Below are 18898 nucleotides of genomic sequence, written 5' to 3'. Positions count from 1 at the left end.
GAGTCAATTTGATGGCCTTTGATGTAGATGAAGAGATACTCCAGGACTTTTTAATCGAAGCCGGTGAAATTTTAGAGCTTCTGCAAGAGCAACTCGTTGCGCTTGAAAATAATCCTGATGACACTAACTTGCTAAACGCCATTTTTAGAGGGTTCCACACCGTTAAAGGTGGCGCAGGCTTTCTTAGCTTAACTCCCATGGTCGATGTGTGTCATGAGGCTGAAAATACCTTCGATTTATTACGGACAGGCAAACGTAGCGTCAATGCAGAGCTGATGGATATTATTTTGCAGGCTGTTGATGCAATTAATACCATGTTTGCTCAAACGCAGCAGGGCGAGCAGCAAGATCCTGCCGATTCGGGTTTGTTGGCTAGGCTTAAAATGCTGAGTTCAGGTGCGCCATTGCCATCTGAAGTTGCGTCTGCAGAGGTGGTCGAAATTGTCGAACCTGAGCCTGTCATTGAAACCATTGTTGAAACTCCCGTCCCACAAGACATCTCTATAGAGATAAGTCATAGCTCATCTTCAAGTATTGATGATATCAACGACGCTGAATTTGAAGCTTTATTAGATGCGCTTCATGGCTCAGGAAAAGGTCCTGCGGCGGCTACCGCCGTAGTCTCTGAACCTGTTGTCGCTAAGCCTGCGGCACGGGTTAAAGCGTCTCCTGCATCGGGCGATGATATCACTGATGACGAGTTTGAAGCATTGCTTGATGAACTTCACGGTTCTGGCAAGTTTAAAGTCGAGGCAGAAGTGCCGGCCAAACCAAAGGTTGTCGCCGCACCTACGCCTCAACCTATAGTCGATGCCGATGAAATTACTGATGATGAGTTTGAAAGATTACTTGATGAACTCCATGGTAAAGGCGGAGCACCTGCGAAAGCTGACGTAAAAGCGTCGCCAGCTGTGGCAGCTGCACCTAAAGCCGCAGTGACTCCTGAGCCTGCGAAAGTTGCAGCACCAGCCCCCGTTGTTGCCGCAAAACCGAAAGTAGACATCGCGGTTGTAGAGAAAGCGCCTGCTAAAGCAAGTTCAGCAAATGTGCCTCAAGGTGAAACCACGGTTCGTGTTGATACTGCACGACTCGACCAAATCATGAATATGGTCGGTGAGTTAGTATTAGTGCGTAATCGATTAGTGAGCTTAGGCATCAGTCGTGATGATGAGGAAATGTCTAAAGCCCTCGCGAATTTAGATCTCGTAACAGCTGATTTACAGGGCGCTGTGATGAAAACCCGTATGCAACCGATCAAAAAAGTGTTTGGTCGTTTCCCTCGGGTAGTCCGTGATCTTGCGCGTACACTCAATAAAGAAATTGATTTGATTATGGTCGGTGAAGAAACTGACCTAGATAAAAACTTAGTTGAAGCGCTTGCCGATCCACTCGTCCACTTAGTGCGTAACTCGGTGGATCACGGTATTGAAATGCCAAATGAGCGTGAAGCCAGTGGCAAGCCGAGAACGGGTACAATTACCTTATCTGCAAGTCAGGAAGGTGACCATATACTGCTGAAAATCGAAGACGATGGCGCAGGTATGGACCCTGAAAAACTGAAAAAAATCGCGATAACACGTGGTGTACTTGATGAAGATTCAGCTTCGCGGATGACTGACAGCGAAGCTTATAATTTAATTTTTGCGCCAGGTTTTTCAACTAAGGTCGAAATTTCAGATATTTCTGGTCGTGGCGTTGGGATGGACGTGGTAAAAACCCGTATCACCCAACTTAACGGCACAGTGCATATTGATTCTATGAAAGGTAAGGGCACGATACTTGAGATTAAAGTACCGTTAACCTTAGCAATTATGCCGACCTTAATGGTTGATGTCGCTAAACAAGTGTTTGCATTACCTTTGTCTAGTGTGAATGAGATATTCCATCTCGATCTCACTAAGACCAATATTGTCGATGGGCAACTCACTGTCATAGTGCGTAACAAGGCAGTACCTCTGTTTTATTTGGAGCACTGGCTACATAGAAATAAAACGACCTTTAGACATGGCGATAAAAAGCATGGTCATGTAGTGATTGTGCAATTAGGTATGATGCAAATTGGTTTTGTTGTGGATGCCTTAATAGGTCAAGAAGAGGTAGTGATTAAACCCCTTGGCGCTATGTTACATGGCACTCCTGGGATGGCTGGCGCGACGATTACATCGGATGGTGGTATCGCACTGATTTTAGATGTCCCAGGATTGTTAAAGCATTATGCGAAAAGTAAGAATTAGTTTCCAAGCTAAGGAATGGAATGGCCATTAAAGTATTAGTCGTTGATGACTCAAGTTTTTTCAGACGACGTGTTAGTGAAATAGTCAATCAAGATCCTGAACTGGAAGTTATCGCGACGGCCTCAAATGGGGCCGAAGCGGTGAAGATGGCTGCTGAGCTTAATCCTCAAGTTATCACTATGGATATTGAGATGCCCGTGATGGATGGTATTACTGCCGTCCGTGAAATCATGGCTAAATGTCCGACTCCGATCTTGATGTTTTCTTCTTTAACCCATGATGGCGCTAAAGCGACGTTAGACGCTTTAGATGCTGGTGCGTTAGATTTTCTACCTAAACGTTTTGAAGACATTGCTACCAATAAAGATGATGCTATTTTATTGTTGCAGCAGAGAGTTAAGGCATTGGGACGCCGCAGAATGTTTCGCCCTATTGCACGTCCTGTCGTAGCTTCAACACCTAGCGTGCGCCCAACAAGTAGCGTTTTAGGGACAACGAGTATAGCGTCGCATACACCTGCCACTGCTCCTGTGAGGACCTCAACAGCAGCGTCGATTCGTGCAAGTGGTAAGCAGTATAAAATACTGCTGATCGGCACATCTACTGGTGGTCCAGTTGCTTTGCAAAAAATTCTTACTCAATTCCCGGCAAACTATCCGCATCCGATTTTATTAATCCAGCATATGCCCGCAGCTTTTACGCCAGCATTTGCAAGTCGTTTGAATGGCTTATGTAAGATTGAAGTAAAAGAGGCCGCTAATGGCGATCTTCTTAAACCGGGTTGTGCATATTTAGCGCCTGGCGGTATGCAAATGATGGTTGAACGTACTGGAGGTAGTGGTCGATTAAAAGTCATCGCTGGCAGTGCGGACATGAACTACAAGCCTTGCGTTGATATCACCTTTGCTTCTGCATCCAAAGCCTTTAGCGGTGACGTGCTTGCCGTTGTGCTAACTGGTATGGGCGCGGATGGCAGAGAAGGTGCCCGGATGTTGAAAGCAGTCGGTGCGACCATTTGGGCGCAGGATGAAGCCAGTTGTGTGGTTTATGGCATGCCGCAGGCTGTCGCTAGTGCTGGTATTGCCACTCAGTCGATTGCGTTAGACAACATGGCTGAATGCATTTTAAAAGAGTCTGTTCGTGTCTAAGAGTTTGCATCCGATGAGCACGAATAGTGTGCTCATCATTTTGCTGATGGCGATTGCTATTTTGTGTCTTGGCGCCTTGAGTCTCGATTATCGGCATAAAAATAGTTTGTTGAGAGAAGAGATAAAACGTTTGGAATCGACTCAGGTACTGTTAATGGTCCCTGACGAACAAGCTGAAGCAATTGCTGCTTGGTTAGCGTCTCATCCTGATCAAACTAAAGCTATGTTGCAATTGGCTACTCCTGGTGAACAAAAGGCTGTGACAATTGGTCCTGACTCTACCCAGATTAGTGTTCCGCCTTTGCTGAATAAGCAGAATTCTGGGGTGGATACGACGAAGGATAACGCTAATCAGCAACCTTTAGTTCCTACGCTGCTCCAGACGCCAAAAAAGGATGTCGAGACTGCGACTTCGCCTATTGAACCTAATCAGTCAATTGAACCGAAAAATACACAGATGCTGCCAGTGGTGATTTCTGAAAATGCCGATGGAGTTAAAGTGATTAGTTTACCCAATGGTGGTATCCGAGTTACGACGAGAGAAGAGCAATAACCTTTGGAATGCGTGTTAAATATTCTCATTTATTAGCATTGAATCAATTTATGTGGGGGTCACTTCTTGAAAGTCTGGACCATAGCGAATCAAAAAGGTGGTGTAGGCAAAACCACGACGGTTGCGAGTTTAGCGGGAACCTTAGCTAAGCGTGGCAAGCGTGTGCTTATGATTGACACCGATCCACACGCTTCGCTAGGTTATTATTTAGGCATTGATTCTGAAGAGGTTCCTGGCTCTTTATTTGATGTGTTTCTGGCCCATAAAAGCCTCTCTAAAGAACTCGTTTTATCCCATGTAGTACCAACCTTAGTCGATGGTCTCGACTTGTTGCCGGCTACTATGGCATTGGCAACATTAGACAGAGCCTTGGGTCATCAAGAGGGGATGGGGCTAGTTTTACGTAATTTATTAGCGCTAGTTGCTGATGAATATGATGTGGCTATCGTTGATTGCCCACCCGTACTTGGTGTTTTAATGGTCAATGCCCTTGCGGCAAGTCAGCATATTATTATTCCCGTGCAGACAGAGTTTCTTGCCATTAAAGGGCTAGAGCGGATGATAAAAACGATGGAGTTGATGGGGCGATCTAAAAAGACGCGTTACAGCTATACTGTCGTGCCAACCATGTACGATAAACGTACTAAGGCATCACCCGCTGCTTTGCAAGTGCTGGGCACAGAATACACTGAAACCCTATGGAAGGACGTTATTCCAGTCGATACTAAGTTTAGAGATGCCAGTTTGGCACATTTACCTGCATCGCATTATGCGAGTGGATGTCGTGGCGTAAAAGCCTATGAAAGATTATTAGATTTTTTATTAGTTGGGGAGTTTGGCCATGTCAAAATCGGTTGATGAAACTGTTTTTGATTTTTTCGCATTATTGCTGCAGGAAGACGACGCTCCAAGTCAGGCAGTTTCTCCTCAAAGCATAGTAAAAGCTGACTCAAATCAAAATGTTGCCACTAATCAAACGGAGGCAGCATTACTTGATGCAGCCATCTTGGCTGAAAATGGTTGTACGGCTGGATCACAAGCTCATGAGAGGGCGATAACGCCAACGGTACAGCTACAACCAAAAGCCACGCCAAGACAACATGAGTTTGTTGCACCTGTAAGTAAGATTGCTTCTCAAGTGGATAAGCAAGCGCTAGAAAAATTGCTGGCGCCTGTACTTAAGGCTAAAACAGTAGAACCGATACCATCTTTTGTCGAAGTTACGCCTGCTGTTGATGTTCAACCTGTGGTGGAAGTACCACAAGCACAGCCTGTTGTTGAAGAGCCAGTTAATGATGAAATAATTGCTGAAGAAGTCGTTGAGCCAGAAACACAAGTCGGTATTACGCCTCCTAGTGTGACAAAAGATTTGCAAGAAGTGCTCGATGATGAGTTTCAGGTACTATTCTTTAAAGTAGCAGGGCTGACATTGGCTGTGCCTTTGGTCAGTTTAGGCGGAATAGTTAAAATTGAGCGGATAAACCATATCTTTGGTAGACCCGCATGGTTTCTCGGTGTACAAACGCATAGGGAAGAGCAATTAAATATTGTCGACACTTGTGCGTGGGTTATGCCAGAAAAATATTCAGATAAACTGGCGCAATCGGTAAATTATCAATATCTTGTACTACTAGAAGGCAGTAACTGGGGATTAACTTGTGAGTCCTTGGTCAATGCGGTAAAAATTAATAAATCGCAAGTCAACTGGCGTAGTCAAGCGGGTAAGCGCCCTTGGTTAGCGGGTGTAGTGAAAGAGCAGATGTGTGGCATTTTGCACGTACAAGCCTTAGTTGAAATGCTTAATGCGGGTTTAGGTTGTCAGGACTCAATTGGTTGAGGTAAACATGAAAGATACAAGAAATGTAGCAGCAGTCGCTGCAAGTAAAGATGATGCAGTATTACAATGGGTTACCTTTAAGTTAGACCATGAAACTTACGGTATCAACGTAATGCAAGTGCAGGAAGTATTGCGTTACACTGAAATCGCCCCCGTGCCCGGTGCACCTTATTACGTATTAGGCATCATTAACTTACGTGGTAACGTTGTCACAGTTATTGATACTCGCTCACGTTTTGGATTGCAGTCTGCCGAAGTTGATGACTCAACTCGAATCGTTATCATTGAAGCTGAAAAGCAAGTCATTGGCATCTTAGTGGATAGTGTTGCAGAAGTGGTTTATCTACGCCGCTCTGAAATCGACAATGCGCCTAATGTTGGGACTGAAGAGAGTGCTAAATTTATTCAAGGTGTGAGTAATCGCGATAATGAGTTACTGATCTTAGTCGATCTTGACAAGTTATTATCCGATGAAGAATGGGCCGAACTGACTCAGATTTAATCAATTAGCGAGATAAAGCTGAATGATATCAATTCATTCAGCTATTTTGTGTATTTGCGAATAAATCGATGATGCTAATACTTTACAATTTACGGATAGGCAAAGTATTTTATCGCGGCTTGAACAATGGCTAATTATATTAAGTCATTTAAGTGCAGCACTTTGGAATAGATAACTCAGTTGGAATGCCTACTAGTTTATGGCTATGAGTGAGTATAAGGATTTTTAATGGGCGATGAATTTTTGATCGCAGCGTTAGTCTATGTCATCGCATGCTTAGGATTAGTACTCTTTTTACAAAAACAATTGAGCAAACTAAGAAGCAAGGTCGAAGCCTTAACCGTTTTGGTCAAAGAAGGTGATCGTCAGCGAGAGTCGTTTAAGCGTGAGTTACAAGAGTTACGCAGTGGCACTATCGGAGTCGGTCGGCGTGTGATTGAGTTAGAAAAACGCCTACTTCAGCAGTCAGAACGGATAGAAGAGACGACTCAACAGGACCCACAGGCTAAACTTTATACTCGAGCCATGAAAATGGTGGCGCTTGGTGCTGGTGTGGATGAGTTGATTAAAGAATGCGAATTACCCAAAGCGGAAGCCGAGTTATTGATCCGACTTCATCGCAAATGATTGAGTGTAATTGTAAGTGATTGATATTTAAACTATGTTTAACTCTTAAAGCTAATTTTCCAAAATTAGCTTTTTTATTTTATGCCTTCTCAACAATTTTTTGATGCATATTATTCCATTGCTCGGGAAACTTACCGTCGAGCATATACACAAATGCGATCAGTTCGGCGATAAGCAGATAAAGCTCCTTAGGTATTTCATCCCCTAGTTCAAGCAACTGTAAAAAATGGCTTAGATGGGGATCTTGATGGATATAAACGCCGTTAGCCTTGGCTAAAGCAATAATCTCTTCTGCGATAAGCCCTTCACCTGTTGCCACAATTTTAGGCGCGTTATGACCATCATAGCTCAGCGCGACAGCTTGTTTAGGTTCTCTCTCTTCGCTCATTGGGTTATTCCTAAAGTATTCAAAAATTTAGTATCCTACCCTAGCTAAGCCTTCGTCTTGACGAGGAAATGATCACCAGGTAATAAGGTTGCTGGTACTTGCGCTATTTGTGTCGTGAGCTCGCCTGGTGTGAACCCTATCTGCGACAGTTTTTGGCTTAAGGGCGTTAAAAAGTTATTGACCTTATTGAGTAGCATTTGGCTATTGCCTTTAAACTGGATATCTAACTGTTGATTGTGCTGCTGAGCTGCAATCAGCAGTGGACCTTGTGCTAAATTAAACTTGAGCTGTAAACGCCATCCCGCTTTTTTCTCTGGATCATCTGAATCAACTTCTTGCTCAAATTTACCTTCCAATTGCTCGTGGCGTTGATTAATGCCATAGGGCAGTGCAAAGAACCAGACTAAATTGCCCGCATTCTCATTGCTTGCCTGTTGGTACAAATGTAAGTTTGAGGCCAATTGCCCCATGCTATCAAGACCGCCAGCTTTGCTTAGTTGGCCAAGTTGTTTAGTGGAAAAGCCGACTTTGGCTTGCAGTTGTTCAAGATAATCGGCCAATTTCTTACTCATTGAATTCGAACTATTATTAGCCTTAAAGCCTAGTAGTAGTTGAAATAGTGAGGTAATCGCACTGGCATTCATGAACATTGAGGCTTGATTTGACAGAGGTGTGGCAAGGTTAAGACTCGTTAGCCCGAGGATATTGGCCTTGAGCTCATCTAAATCATTTAACTGACTGAGTGGCGGTAATCCTATATGCGGTAAGTGCTTTAACAACTCTGATGCTAAATTTGAGCTGTTGTTAGAACGAGACAACTCAATAGGAAGTGCCCCCGCTTTATTAAACGCTTTTTGCAAAACATCAGCCACCTTCATAGGGCTGTCAGTTTTAACGTCACTAGCTTTTAGTTCATTTTTAAGGCCACTGGAACCCAAAATATCCTTTAGCTTGTTTACATCTGCAGTATAGGCCCCAAGCGTTTCTTGAGGTGCTTTACTTAATGAATCACCAATGCCATGAGGCAAGGTATTTTTACTATTTGTTTCTGTACTGATTGTGGATGGCGAGGGTTGACTCACAATCCGATTTATATTGTCTGAGTTTAGAGTACTGACTAAAGGACTTTTTTCTAAACCTTTTGGCATTGACGTTATGGCTTGCACATTGAAAGTATTGGGAGAACTGGCTGAATTAGTAGCCTGTGGCGTATTTGCTTTACCTTGAAGTTGCGTGACCTCAGTTTTGGGTATGATGTCTTGTTTTGTTGGTTCAGGTAAAGAAACGATAGCTTCAAGTTTTTTTAAAAAGGAAGCGATGATCTGAACCGGTTCAACTTTGGCGATCACTATGTCAGAAGACAATTTATTTGTGGGAACCTGAGTTTCATTTACTGGCGCCCCAATAACGATTTCGAGTTTGCTCTGTATTGGGGTGAGTAATAAAATAGGACGCCCTTGCTGAAAGGTTATTTTTGCTAAGAATTCTCCTTGATTCAGCTGAGGTCCAGAATCTTGTGCTACAACAGTGCCATTAGCAAATTGAAACGCTTTGTTAATAATAGTGACGTTCGGTAACGGGTAGCCTTGAGTTCGAGCCGCAAGAGCCGAAAGCTGCGCCTGAGATATGCCATTTTGTTGCGCCAAATTGATAACAGCCTCTGGAACTTTTAGCGCAATAGGCGTGGCTAGAGCAAGCAGTTGGCTGATGGGATTTTGAGTCGCTGTGGTTGTTGGTGGCGTGTTTTGCGTATTAGGCGTGACTAGAAAAGTATTAGCTGTCAATAATATTTGCCGCTGCTGAGCGTTAACAAGCTTTAAATTATATTCTGTACCGTTTAGAATAATACTATCTCCTTCAGGCGAGGTTTGCACCTGAGCTGGAATAGGGCGCGGAGAAGCATTGAGAGCATCAGCTTGGGTCGTCGCAGTATGTAACTGCGGGTTTTGACTGCTAACAAGTGGAATCGACTCCATTTCTAGACCTTATATAGTTTATTCGGCGATACATTCGTTTTGTAAAATTAACAATTGACCAATTTTTTTTGCCAAGTATGCTTATGCGCCTTGTGACAACGGAACTGTCATACTGGATAGTATGCCACTAAGACGAATTATCTTTATATCGTCATTTTTGTATTGTCACTTTAGCGAAAACTTGATGCCTAAGCTGTACATTTATATTAAGAGAGCGATATGAAGTTAAAATGGATGGGGTTATCTTTGGGGCTAATGCTGTTGCCTAAAGTGCAAGCGGCTGAAGTGCCCGGATCAGATACCATTCCGCAGGAAGCACCTGCTAAGGTACAAATCACCTATGATGATCCCCGCGACCCGTTCGAAGGGTTTAACCGTGCGATGTGGGATTTTAACTATCTCTTTTTAGATAGATATTTATATCGTCCTGTTGCCCATGGTTACAACGATTACGTTCCTATGCCTGCTAAAACGGGCATCAATAATTTTGTACAGAATTTAGAAGAACCGAGCAGCTTAGTAAACAACGTGCTGCAGGGAAAGTGGGGCTGGGCGGCGAATGCGGGTGGACGCTTTACGATTAACACAACTGTTGGTCTATTAGGTGTCATTGACGTCGCAGATATGATGGGCTTGAGCCGTAAGCAAGATGAGTTTAACGAAGTGCTTGGTTATTATGGCGTACCCAATGGACCTTATTTCATGGCACCGTTTGCGGGTCCTTATGTCGTGCGAGAACTCGCGTCTGATTGGGTTGATGGTCTATACTTTCCCTTGTCTGAGCTAACAATGTGGCAAACCATTGTTAAATGGGGACTTAAAAATCTTCACTCCAGAGCATCTGCGATCGATCAAGAGCGACTCGTTGATAATGCACTCGATCCCTATGCCTTTGTCAAAGATGCGTATTTACAACACATGGACTATAAAGTCTATGATGGTAATGTTCCTCAAAAACAAGATGATGATGAGTTACTCGAACAGTATATGCAGGAGCTAGAGTAACCAATAGGCCGTACTTGACAGCATTTGTCTTTAGTATGCAAGTGTTCGCCTTATCGAATAACGTTATCGGTATGTTCACTTGAGTAATGGCAATGCGATGAATTCTATTCAGGAACTTTTATGGCGTTAAATGGTGTTGCGGTTCTTTTAGTTGAAGATGATCCTGTGTTTAGGCAGATTGTTGCAAGCTTTCTTGATAGTAGAGGCGCGCAAGTTACACAAGCCTGTGACGGTGAAGAAGGATTATCATTTTTCAAATCGCAGCACTTTGATGTTGTTCTTGCAGACTTAAGCATGCCTAAGCTTGGTGGGCTCGATATGCTTAAGGAAATGACAAGGTTAGCGCCACTAGTTCCTTCAGTTGTGATCTCAGGTAATAATGTCATGGCTGACGTTGTTGAAGCCCTAAGGATTGGCGCCAGTGATTATCTCGTTAAGCCAGTATCCGATTTATTCATCATCGAACAAGCCATTAAGCAAAGCCTGCATAATTCCTACATTGATGATACCCAAGCCGCGGATTTTGAAGCCCTATCCCATCAAGAGTTAAGTGATAACCTCGCTTTACTCGAGCAAAGTGTTGCCGCGGCCAAGCAAGTGCAGCAACAATTATTCCCCGCTTCAAACATCAGTTACCCTGCCGCCAAAGTTGACTACAGTTTGTATAAAAACAGTGATATTAGCAGTTACTTTATTGATTCAGCAATGGTCGGCACTGATCACTTGATCATGTATATGGCGCATTTATATCCCGAAGATAATCGAGCCGCTTTTGCCTGTGTTCTGCTGAGAAGTTTTGTTAATCAGAAGCTTAAAGATTTTCGAAATGGCCAAAGCCAAAGCATTATTGAACCATTTAATATGATGAGCTATTTGAATGAGCGTCTAGTTAAATCGGGACTCGATATCAAAGCGGATATGATTTATGTCTCCATTGAGCTAACTAAGTACCGTGCTGCTATCGCACAGGCTGGGAAGGGACTGCGTTGTTATCTGCGTAATGACGAGGGATTAAGCCCGCTAGCGCTTTCAGAGAGCCTACCGCTGGGCGTATTAGATTGGGGTAAGCCGAGCATTCAGTTCCGCAGTATTTTACCGCAAGAGCAGTTATGTATTGCGACCAGTGAGCCTGAACATAAACAGGCTTTGCTTGATAATAAATTTAAGGGGTTGGTTTACGATGCCACAATCCCCGAAGGTGGCTTCCTACAGTTGAGCCTCTAGTTTGTCTTAAATGAAATCAGTATTCAGTCCAAATTCGACATAAAAAAAACGCCTTACTAATGCTAGTAAGGCGTTTTTGTTTTTACAGTCGAATAGCTAATTAGCGTTTTATTGCTTCATGTTCAGCAGTTACAGCAATTTCACTTTCTAATACTTCTGCTTCAGTCTGGTGCTTGCTTTCAGCGCCATGCATCCAGTCCACTAATTTATCAGCCATAAAATACAGAATAATGCCTGAAAGTGCCGCTGTAATGGCAATGCCAGAGAAGATCGCCATTGCATTCGCCAGTTGCTCTTCCTTTTCACCGCCATGGCCGATGAATGAGCCAACCACACCGCCAATCTTGTTGGCGGCAGCGACGAATAGGAACCAAGCGCCCATCATCAAAGAAGCAATGCGCAGAGGTGCTAACTTAGTCACCATAGATAAGCCGATGGGCGATAGGCAAAGTTCACCCATAGTGTGGAAGAAATAAGCGCCCACTAACCACCACATGCTCGATTTAACCGATGCATCGCCACCCATTTGCATTACAGCACCTATCATGAATAGGAAACCGATCGCGAGTAAGAACAGACCAAGCGCAAATTTCACTGGAGAGTTAGGTTCATTTTTACCTAAGCGGATCCAGATAGAAGCAATTACAGGTGCAAATAATACGATAAAAATAGCGTTTAATGATTGGAACCAAGTGGTTGGGACTTCAAAGCTACCGACCATGCGATCGGTGAACTCGTTAGTGAACAAGTTCATTAAACCGCCAGCTTGTTCGAAACCAGCCCAGAAGATAATTGTGAACAAACCCATTACCATGATGACTTTAATACGGTCACGTTCAACTTTGGTCAGAGGTTCTTTACGTACTTCACCTTTCTCTTCCGCTTTTTGCTTTTCAAGCTTAGCGGCTGGCACTCTGCCGATATCGCCTAAATACTTCTGTGCGAACAAAAATTGGATGATTAAAGAGAAAATCATACCAACACCGGCACAGAAGAAACCTGCTTGCCAGTTGTTAACAAACACTTCTTGTCCGTCAACGATAGTAGCGTGTCCGAAGCTAGTATAAGCCCAGGCCACAATAAAGCCTGAAAGTGCAGCACCTAAGTTGATGCCCATGTAGAAAATTGTAAATGCGCCATCACGACGGTGGTCGCCTTCTTCGTATAGATCCCCCACCATAGTGGAGATGTTTGGCTTGAATAAACCGTTACCCAGAATGAGAGTACCCAAACCAATATAGAATACAGTTGTTTCTAAACCTGGGATCCAACTGTGCGGCGCGGCAAGTAAGAATTGACCCGCAGCCATTAAAGCGCCACCAAAATAAATGGCTTTACGTTGACCCAGTACGTTATCGGCTAACCAGCCGCCGATAAGTGGCGTTAAGTAGACTAACCCTGTGAAGGTACCATAAAGCGATAATGCTTCTGCTTGAGTCCAACCTAGACCATGCCCGCCATCACTCTGCACTTTATCGACTAGATAAAGTACCAAAATGGCGCGCATTGCATAATAACTAAAACGTTCCCAAAGTTCTGTTGTAAACAGCAGGAACAATCCCTTAGGATGCCCAAGCATCGTTCCTTGTGGTTTTGCTACGCTCATGAAGTCTTCCACCTTAAGCTCGTGATTGCCTGTGGGCCCCTGAAACAGGATGATGTCACCACAGAAAAATGGTTGTTACTCGTCCCAATATCGCCTGCAGGTTTAATCAGCAATCAATTAACACAAATGCATTCATTAATTGTTGAATAACCGCTAGTTACGTATGGGTTATTGTTACGTTCTTATAATAAAAGTAATGGTTTTAGCTGTAAAATGAGTATTTTCGCTAAAATCCCACCTTATATACCCCTTAAAAGCAACCAAAGTCAATTTTGGTAAGCTAAGTGGTGACATTATCAGCAATATAGTGTTGCCGTGTTTTTAGATGTGCTTTCACTAATGTATATGGGCATTGTATGTATACCGAGCGAGAGGCTGGAATAGGCGAAAAACTACTTCCATCGACTTAAGCATCTTTGCTATGATTGCGGCCCGTGAACGGACGTCACTTATAATAGGGCAGTGAGATTAGCGTATGAAGGCATGGTACCTTTTGTATTGTAAGCCTCGTAGTGAAGCGAGAGCACAACAGAACTTAGCACTTCAAAATTTAGAGACGTATTTGCCAATGGTCTCTGAAGAGAAATCTCAACGCGGACGTAAACAGATCAGTCGTGTTCCATTATTTCCTAACTATTTATTCATCAATTTTGACCCAAGCCAGACGAGCGTTAGGCAGGTCCACTCTACTCGTGGTGTAAATCGAATCGTTAATTGTCAAGAAAAAATGACGCCCATTGACGACAGAGTTATCCATGCCATTCGCATGAAAGAATTAACGCCTGCCCAAACGGTATTAGCCGAAGCATTAGAGCTAAAAACTGGGGAAAAAATTCGTTTTACAGATGGACCGTTTGTTGATCTAGAAGGTATTTTTCAAGAAAAATGCCCAAACAAGCGTTGTCACATATTATTTAACATAATGGGTCAAGTGAAAACTGTTACTGTACCTGAGGAAAGCATCAAACGAGTCCGCGTTTAATTGTCCAATACAAGCATATTTGTAAGAATAGCTCTAATGATTTTGTAAGATATTAGCCATTCTAAAAGCCTGTGAAATTTTCATATTAGCGATATTGCTCGTATAGCTGACTTTAAAACCACTTAAAATCAAGTGGTTAAAATTATGGGGGTGATGTTTCACTATTTTTTAACTTAACGGACTAAAATGTTCTTTGGCAGTATTCGGTTTGAGTATTAAGTGTTCTATTGAAACTTGATATTTAGAGTAAAATCTCGAATTCGAAAATGAGACCTATAATAGGTTTTATTTTAATTGTGCACCAAGCTTCAAAGTGCTGCAGTAGCGTTGGTCAGTTTGAGTTGGTATAGCGAGCGTGTCTTATGCTCTTAAGCCTTTTGATAGATTTAGCGTAGACATGTAAAGCTTTAATTGTATGTAAAAATAAGAATTTCGCATCGCGAAGGGCAATATAGAAGCCGCAATCTATGGGCGGTAGCGTGTCTGAAAGGCATCGAATGAATAGTTTCATGCGTTAAGCGAACGCCGAAGGCCTCTGGCCGCCACGCGGATCGGTAGTGTGTCTAAAACGTGAATAGCTGCAGGTTTAGTGGCCGAACGAGAGGCTGAAATGCCCCAGTGGTTCTTAGTCGTATTGCTCCGCAGTTAAAGTTGACGAGCTTTGTTGCTGCGGAATGATTTTCTGGAACTTGTTTTCCAGCGATCGATGCGTTCTGTAAGTGAAATATTGTGTAAACGACGTACTTTGTTTTTAGTCGCACAGCGACGCCTTGTTTTCAACCAATCGGAGATATCTGGTGTTACAACAAATCAAACAATTCATCATAGTAGGCCTTATTGCCACGATATTGATGGGCGTTCAGGCTCATGCCGTTACGCCATCTCCACAAATGATTGAGCAGTTTAAGCAATTACCAAAATCTGAACAGGCAAGGCTTGCTAAGCAGTATGGTATTGATCCAAGTCTACTGACGGGGACTCAGGCCCAAAATCAGCTTTCTAATCCTGAAGTGGTAGGCACTAGAGATATTAACGCTAGAGATAATAATGCCAGAGATGAAGATGGGCGAGGTACCGATAACCGTAAAAAAACTGCTAAATCAGAATTAGATTTCTCTGAAGATTCCAGTAAAGGTCAATTACGCCGTTTCGGTTATGAGATGTTTGCTGGTGAGCCATCGACCTTTGCTCCAGTATCAGATGTTCCAGTTCCAGGCGAATATCTTGTTGGTCCAGGGGACAACATCAAAGTTCAGCTGTATGGTAAAGATAACAAGGAATATGATCTTGTTATTAACCGAGAAGGTGTTATTCAGTTCCCTGAGTTAGGTCCTATCCCTGTAATGGGACTCAGTTTTTCTGAGCTTCGAGACTCTTTGTCGCAAAGAATTAAGCAACAAATGATAGGTATTGAATCTAATATTACTATGGGTGAGTTGCGTTCTATCCGCATTTTTGTTGCTGGCGATGCCTATAAACCAGGTTCATATACGGTTTCTAGTTTATCAACAATAACACAGGCTCTGTTTGTCGCCGGTGGTGTGAATGAGATTGGTTCTTTACGCAACGTTCAACTAAAGCGTAACGGTAAACTTATTGGTACTTTAGATCTTTACGATTTGCTAATGCGCGGCGATGCTTCTGGTGATTTGCGACTCCATTCTGGTGATGTTGTATTTATCCCTTCAATTGGTGGTCTTGTCAGTGTTACTGGCGAAGTAAGACGTCCTGCTATCTACGAGCTTAAACATAATGAAAGCATGGCTGATGTTATCGCTATGGCTGCTGGGCTGAATGCGGGTGCATATCCGAGAAGCAGTTCCATAGAACGTTACAACAGTAAATCATTGAAAACAATTGTTAATGTGGATTTGACGACTGAGCAAGGCAAAAATACTTTGGCGAAAGCGGGGGACGTTGTTCGAGTTAAAAGTGCGACCGAACAGTATGAAAGTGCAATTACAGTCGCAGGTGCCGTTGTTAGACCTGGAAAATATCAATGGTTTGCTGGGCAAAAAATTAGTGATGTATTGCCTTCACTTTGGGGCGACTTAGCGGTTTCGGCTGATCTTGATTACGCCATTGTCATTCGTGAAGTAAATCAGTACGGCGATATTGAAGTACATCAATTTTCTCCAGGAAAAGCGATAGTAGCAAAAGAAACTAGTCAAAATTTAAGCCTAAATGCTCGTGATAAAATTCTTATTTTTAGTTTCTCTGATGATATACAGAATCGTTATGAATTGAATAAGCTTGTGAAAGAGCGAGTTGAAAAAGTTACGTCTTTAAATACGAATAACCTATTAGGTTCTGATTTATTCAAAGCCGGATTCGTCCAGCTTGATAAGTCTAACTTAACGCAACGTTCTGAACTTGCTGGTGTAGTAATAGCGGATAAGGACGAGGCTGAAGAAGCGGAAGTGGTAAAAGGCGTAGTCAATAAAATGTTGGCTAATCTTTTTGACGATACAGATCTTCTTAAACTCAGTAATCAAATGGGGCGTCAGGAATTACTTTACCCTGTAATGGTTAAATTGAATAGCCAAGGGCGAGCTGGCTCAGGTATTCAAATCGTTGCGATTGATGGGCAAGTACGAGAGCCTGGAGTCTACCCGCTGACGGTAGGCGCTCGTGTAAATGATCTTGTAATCGCTGCTGGTGGATTAAAAGAAGGTGCCTATACCGCAAGAGCTGAGCTCACAACTACCTTTACTGATATCAAAGGTTCAAGCATTGAACATCATAATATTGATTTAACTCAGGCAATGCAGGGTATTGATGATGCCAATGTTCGGTTAACTGGCCGTGACATGTTAACAGTGATGACAACACCGGATTGGCAAGAAACGAAGATAGTAGAAATCAGAGGCGAAGTGAAATTCCCCGGACGTTATAACATTCGCCGTGGTGAAACCTTAAACGACTTGCTCACCAGAGTGGGAGGATTTACTGAATATGCCTATTTGCCTTCGGCAGTATTTGTGCGCGAATCAGTTCGTAAGCAAGAACAAATTGAAATTAAAAAGCTAGCAGATCAACTTCGTCGAGACCTCGCTACGCGAGGAGTGTCTAAGGATGGGACAGTTGTAAATTATGCCGATGCACAATTGATGTTGGCTGATTTAGAAAATATTAAAGCGGTTGGACGTTTAGTTGTTGATTTATCGGCGATTTCATTAGGTATTGAACAAGCAAATCTTCAGCTTGAAGATGCTGATATTCTCTATGTTCCATCGACTAAGCAAACCCTTGCTGTTATTGGAGAAGTGCAAAACCCTGCTACTCATCGCTTTAAAGATGGCTTAACGGTAGAACAATATGTGGCTATGTCTGGTGGTGAGCGTAAACGAGCTGATGAAGGACAAACTTATGTTATTAAAGCTAATGGTTCAGTATACATTCCAAGTCATTCGAGTTGGTTTAGCAGTGAAGATCAGCTTCAAGCCGGAGACACTATAATCGTGCCATTGGATACAGAATACAAAGATAGTTTGAGTCTCTGGAGTCAAATTACAGGGATTATCTACAATACCGCTGTCGCATTATCTGCAATATCTAATATGTAAGCTTAAATCCATATTCGTTAAATGGTTTATGCTTCATACGAGATAAATAAACGCTTTATTAACGTAACAACTGAAGTTAGATAGTAAGCTTGTTTAAATATAAGCAAACTTTTAAATGGTTTACGTTTGTGAAGCGTTTTTCCTAAATATTTAATCAGCCGTAATTAATCATCTACACTTTGCATAGAGAGACAATTCGTTAATGTCCACTATTTCAGAATACAAAACAGATGCAATTTTTCCTCATGTCTCCGCAGCTAATGACGAAATTGATTTGCGTGAACTTTTTTCTGTTATTTGGCAGGGAAAATGGATAATTATTTTTATAACTGCTGTTTTTGCTATTGGTTCAGTTATTTTTGCCATTATGCAACCTAATATCTACAAGTCTGAGGCATTGCTCGCTCCTGCATCTGAAGAGCAAAGCGGTGGACTAAGCGGATTAGCATCACAATTCGGCGGTTTAGCAAGCTTGGCGGGGGTAAATTTAGGTGGAAAAGGTGGTATAGATAAAACCCAAATGGCAATCGAAGTCATGAAGTCCCGTCAATTCACCAGTGATTTTATTAAAAAGCATAATGTTCTACCAGATTTAATTGCTGCCAAAAAGTGGGATAGGAATTCAGATAAACTAATCTATGATCCTGAACTTTATAACGATAAAACCAATACTTGGGTACGTGAAGTTAAAGCACCATTTATACCTGAGCCATCAATGCAGGAGGCATTCAAAATATTCAGCAAAATTATTGCTGTTAATAAAGCGCCAGAAACTGGAATGGTTACTATTTCAGTTGAGCATATATCACCTATAGTGGCGCAGCAGTGGGTTACTTGGTTAATACAAGATATTAATAAAGTTATGAAGGAACGTGATGTTGCAGAAGCAAACCGCAGCAGCGAGTTTTTAAATAAACAAATTGGCCTAACTAATGTCGCCGATATTAAGACAATTCTTTATAAGCTAGTCGAAGAACAGGCCAAAACCATTATGTTCGCTGAAGTACGAGATGAATATGTATTTAAAACTTTAGACCCTGCATTAGCACCTGAAGAAAAGGCAAAACCTAAACGAGCATTAATTTGCGTATTAGGTACTCTCCTTGGCTGTATTCTCGCAGTAATGATAATACTTATAAGGTATTTTGTAAGAAAAGCCAACTAGAACACCAATTCGTGTCTTACACAGCTTTACCCTGCTTGCAAGCTCTAGAATTTATATATGCCTATTGAGGTTGTTTTCAAAAAAC

Annotated in this window: 15 protein-coding genes; 12 read left to right on the top strand and 3 right to left on the bottom strand. The window is 42.5% G+C overall.

All coding sequences use genetic code 11. From position 1 onward, the window contains the following. Positions 1 to 11: 11 nt before the first annotated feature. The 7 genes from NE536_RS00535 to NE536_RS00505 all read left to right on the top strand — a co-directional run bounded on the left by NE536_RS00535 (position 12) and on the right by NE536_RS00505 (position 6901). On the top strand, positions 12 to 2234 hold the full coding sequence (locus tag NE536_RS00535; RefSeq protein ID WP_261271459.1) for a chemotaxis protein CheA: 2223 nt from the start codon (positions 12 to 14) through the stop codon (positions 2232 to 2234). A 20-nt stretch (positions 2235 to 2254) separates the two neighbouring features. Beyond that, positions 2255 to 3382, top strand: coding sequence for a protein-glutamate methylesterase/protein-glutamine glutaminase (locus NE536_RS00530; RefSeq protein WP_006085600.1), 1128 nt, complete (start codon positions 2255 to 2257; stop codon positions 3380 to 3382). 13 nt (positions 3383 to 3395) lie between these two features. After that, positions 3396 to 3935, top strand: a complete 540-nt coding sequence (locus tag NE536_RS00525; protein WP_261271458.1) for a membrane anchored protein in chemotaxis locus — start codon at positions 3396 to 3398, stop codon at positions 3933 to 3935. A 66-nt stretch (positions 3936 to 4001) separates the two neighbouring features. Then, entirely contained in the window at positions 4002 to 4793 is a 792-nt protein-coding gene (locus tag NE536_RS00520) for a ParA family protein (RefSeq protein ID WP_106651060.1), read from the top strand. Beyond that, positions 4777 to 5772, top strand: a complete 996-nt coding sequence (locus NE536_RS00515; protein WP_261271457.1) for a chemotaxis protein CheW — start codon at positions 4777 to 4779, stop codon at positions 5770 to 5772. The genes NE536_RS00520 and NE536_RS00515 overlap by 17 nt, the downstream gene beginning before the upstream one ends. Positions 5773 to 5779: 7 nt before the next feature. Beyond that, positions 5780 to 6274 (top strand): chemotaxis protein CheW, encoded by a 495-nt coding sequence (locus tag NE536_RS00510; RefSeq protein ID WP_006082380.1) that lies wholly within the window; start codon positions 5780 to 5782, stop codon positions 6272 to 6274. Between the two features lie 228 nt (positions 6275 to 6502). Next, positions 6503 to 6901 (top strand): DUF2802 domain-containing protein, encoded by a 399-nt coding sequence (locus NE536_RS00505; protein WP_006082379.1) that lies wholly within the window; start codon positions 6503 to 6505, stop codon positions 6899 to 6901. Between the two features lie 79 nt (positions 6902 to 6980). On the opposite strand, the gene NE536_RS00500 is transcribed toward NE536_RS00505, so the two are convergent. Both NE536_RS00500 and NE536_RS00495 read right to left on the bottom strand, forming a co-directional pair. Next, positions 6981 to 7289 carry an EscU/YscU/HrcU family type III secretion system export apparatus switch protein gene (locus NE536_RS00500; protein ID WP_106651058.1) on the bottom strand — a complete coding sequence of 103 codons (309 nt, stop codon included), beginning with the start codon at positions 7287 to 7289 and terminating at the stop codon, positions 6981 to 6983. Positions 7290 to 7333: 44 nt separating this feature from the next. Further along, complete coding sequence (locus NE536_RS00495) at positions 7334 to 9265, bottom strand: hypothetical protein (RefSeq protein ID WP_261271456.1); 1932 nt, start codon at positions 9263 to 9265, stop codon at positions 7334 to 7336. Between the two features lie 219 nt (positions 9266 to 9484). On the opposite strand from NE536_RS00495, the gene NE536_RS00490 reads away from it, so the two are divergent. Together NE536_RS00490 and NE536_RS00485 are read left to right on the top strand one after the other, a co-directional pair. Continuing rightward, the gene (locus tag NE536_RS00490; protein ID WP_261271455.1) at positions 9485 to 10270 is read left to right on the top strand and encodes an MlaA family lipoprotein; all 786 of its coding nucleotides are present in this window, start codon (positions 9485 to 9487) and stop codon (positions 10268 to 10270) included. A gap of 120 nt (positions 10271 to 10390) precedes the next feature. After that, entirely contained in the window at positions 10391 to 11494 is a 1104-nt protein-coding gene (locus tag NE536_RS00485; protein WP_261271454.1) for a response regulator, read from the top strand. Positions 11495 to 11594: 100 nt separating this feature from the next. Here NE536_RS00485 and NE536_RS00480 read toward each other — a convergent pair whose 3' ends face one another. Beyond that, positions 11595 to 13100 carry a peptide MFS transporter gene (locus NE536_RS00480; RefSeq protein ID WP_071939665.1) on the bottom strand — a complete coding sequence of 502 codons (1506 nt, stop codon included), beginning with the start codon at positions 13098 to 13100 and terminating at the stop codon, positions 11595 to 11597. A 475-nt stretch (positions 13101 to 13575) separates the two neighbouring features. Between NE536_RS00480 and rfaH the strand changes: the two genes are divergently transcribed. The 3 genes from rfaH (at position 13576) to NE536_RS00465 (ending at position 18813) form a co-directional block, all read left to right on the top strand. Next, positions 13576 to 14082, top strand: a complete 507-nt coding sequence (gene rfaH / locus NE536_RS00475) for a transcription/translation regulatory transformer protein RfaH (protein WP_226058932.1) — start codon at positions 13576 to 13578, stop codon at positions 14080 to 14082. A 797-nt stretch (positions 14083 to 14879) separates the two neighbouring features. Continuing rightward, positions 14880 to 17648, top strand: coding sequence for an SLBB domain-containing protein (locus NE536_RS00470; RefSeq protein ID WP_261271453.1), 2769 nt, complete (start codon positions 14880 to 14882; stop codon positions 17646 to 17648). Positions 17649 to 17850: 202 nt separating this feature from the next. Further along, on the top strand, positions 17851 to 18813 hold the full coding sequence (locus tag NE536_RS00465) for a Wzz/FepE/Etk N-terminal domain-containing protein (RefSeq protein WP_261271452.1): 963 nt from the start codon (positions 17851 to 17853) through the stop codon (positions 18811 to 18813). Positions 18814 to 18898: the final 85 nt, after the last annotated feature.

It is taken from the genome of Shewanella septentrionalis (assembly GCF_025370265.1).
Lineage (GTDB): Bacteria > Pseudomonadota > Gammaproteobacteria > Enterobacterales > Shewanellaceae > Shewanella > Shewanella hafniensis.
Note: the sequence above shows the minus strand (reverse complement) of the source record. Positions and strands in the feature narration are given on the sequence as shown.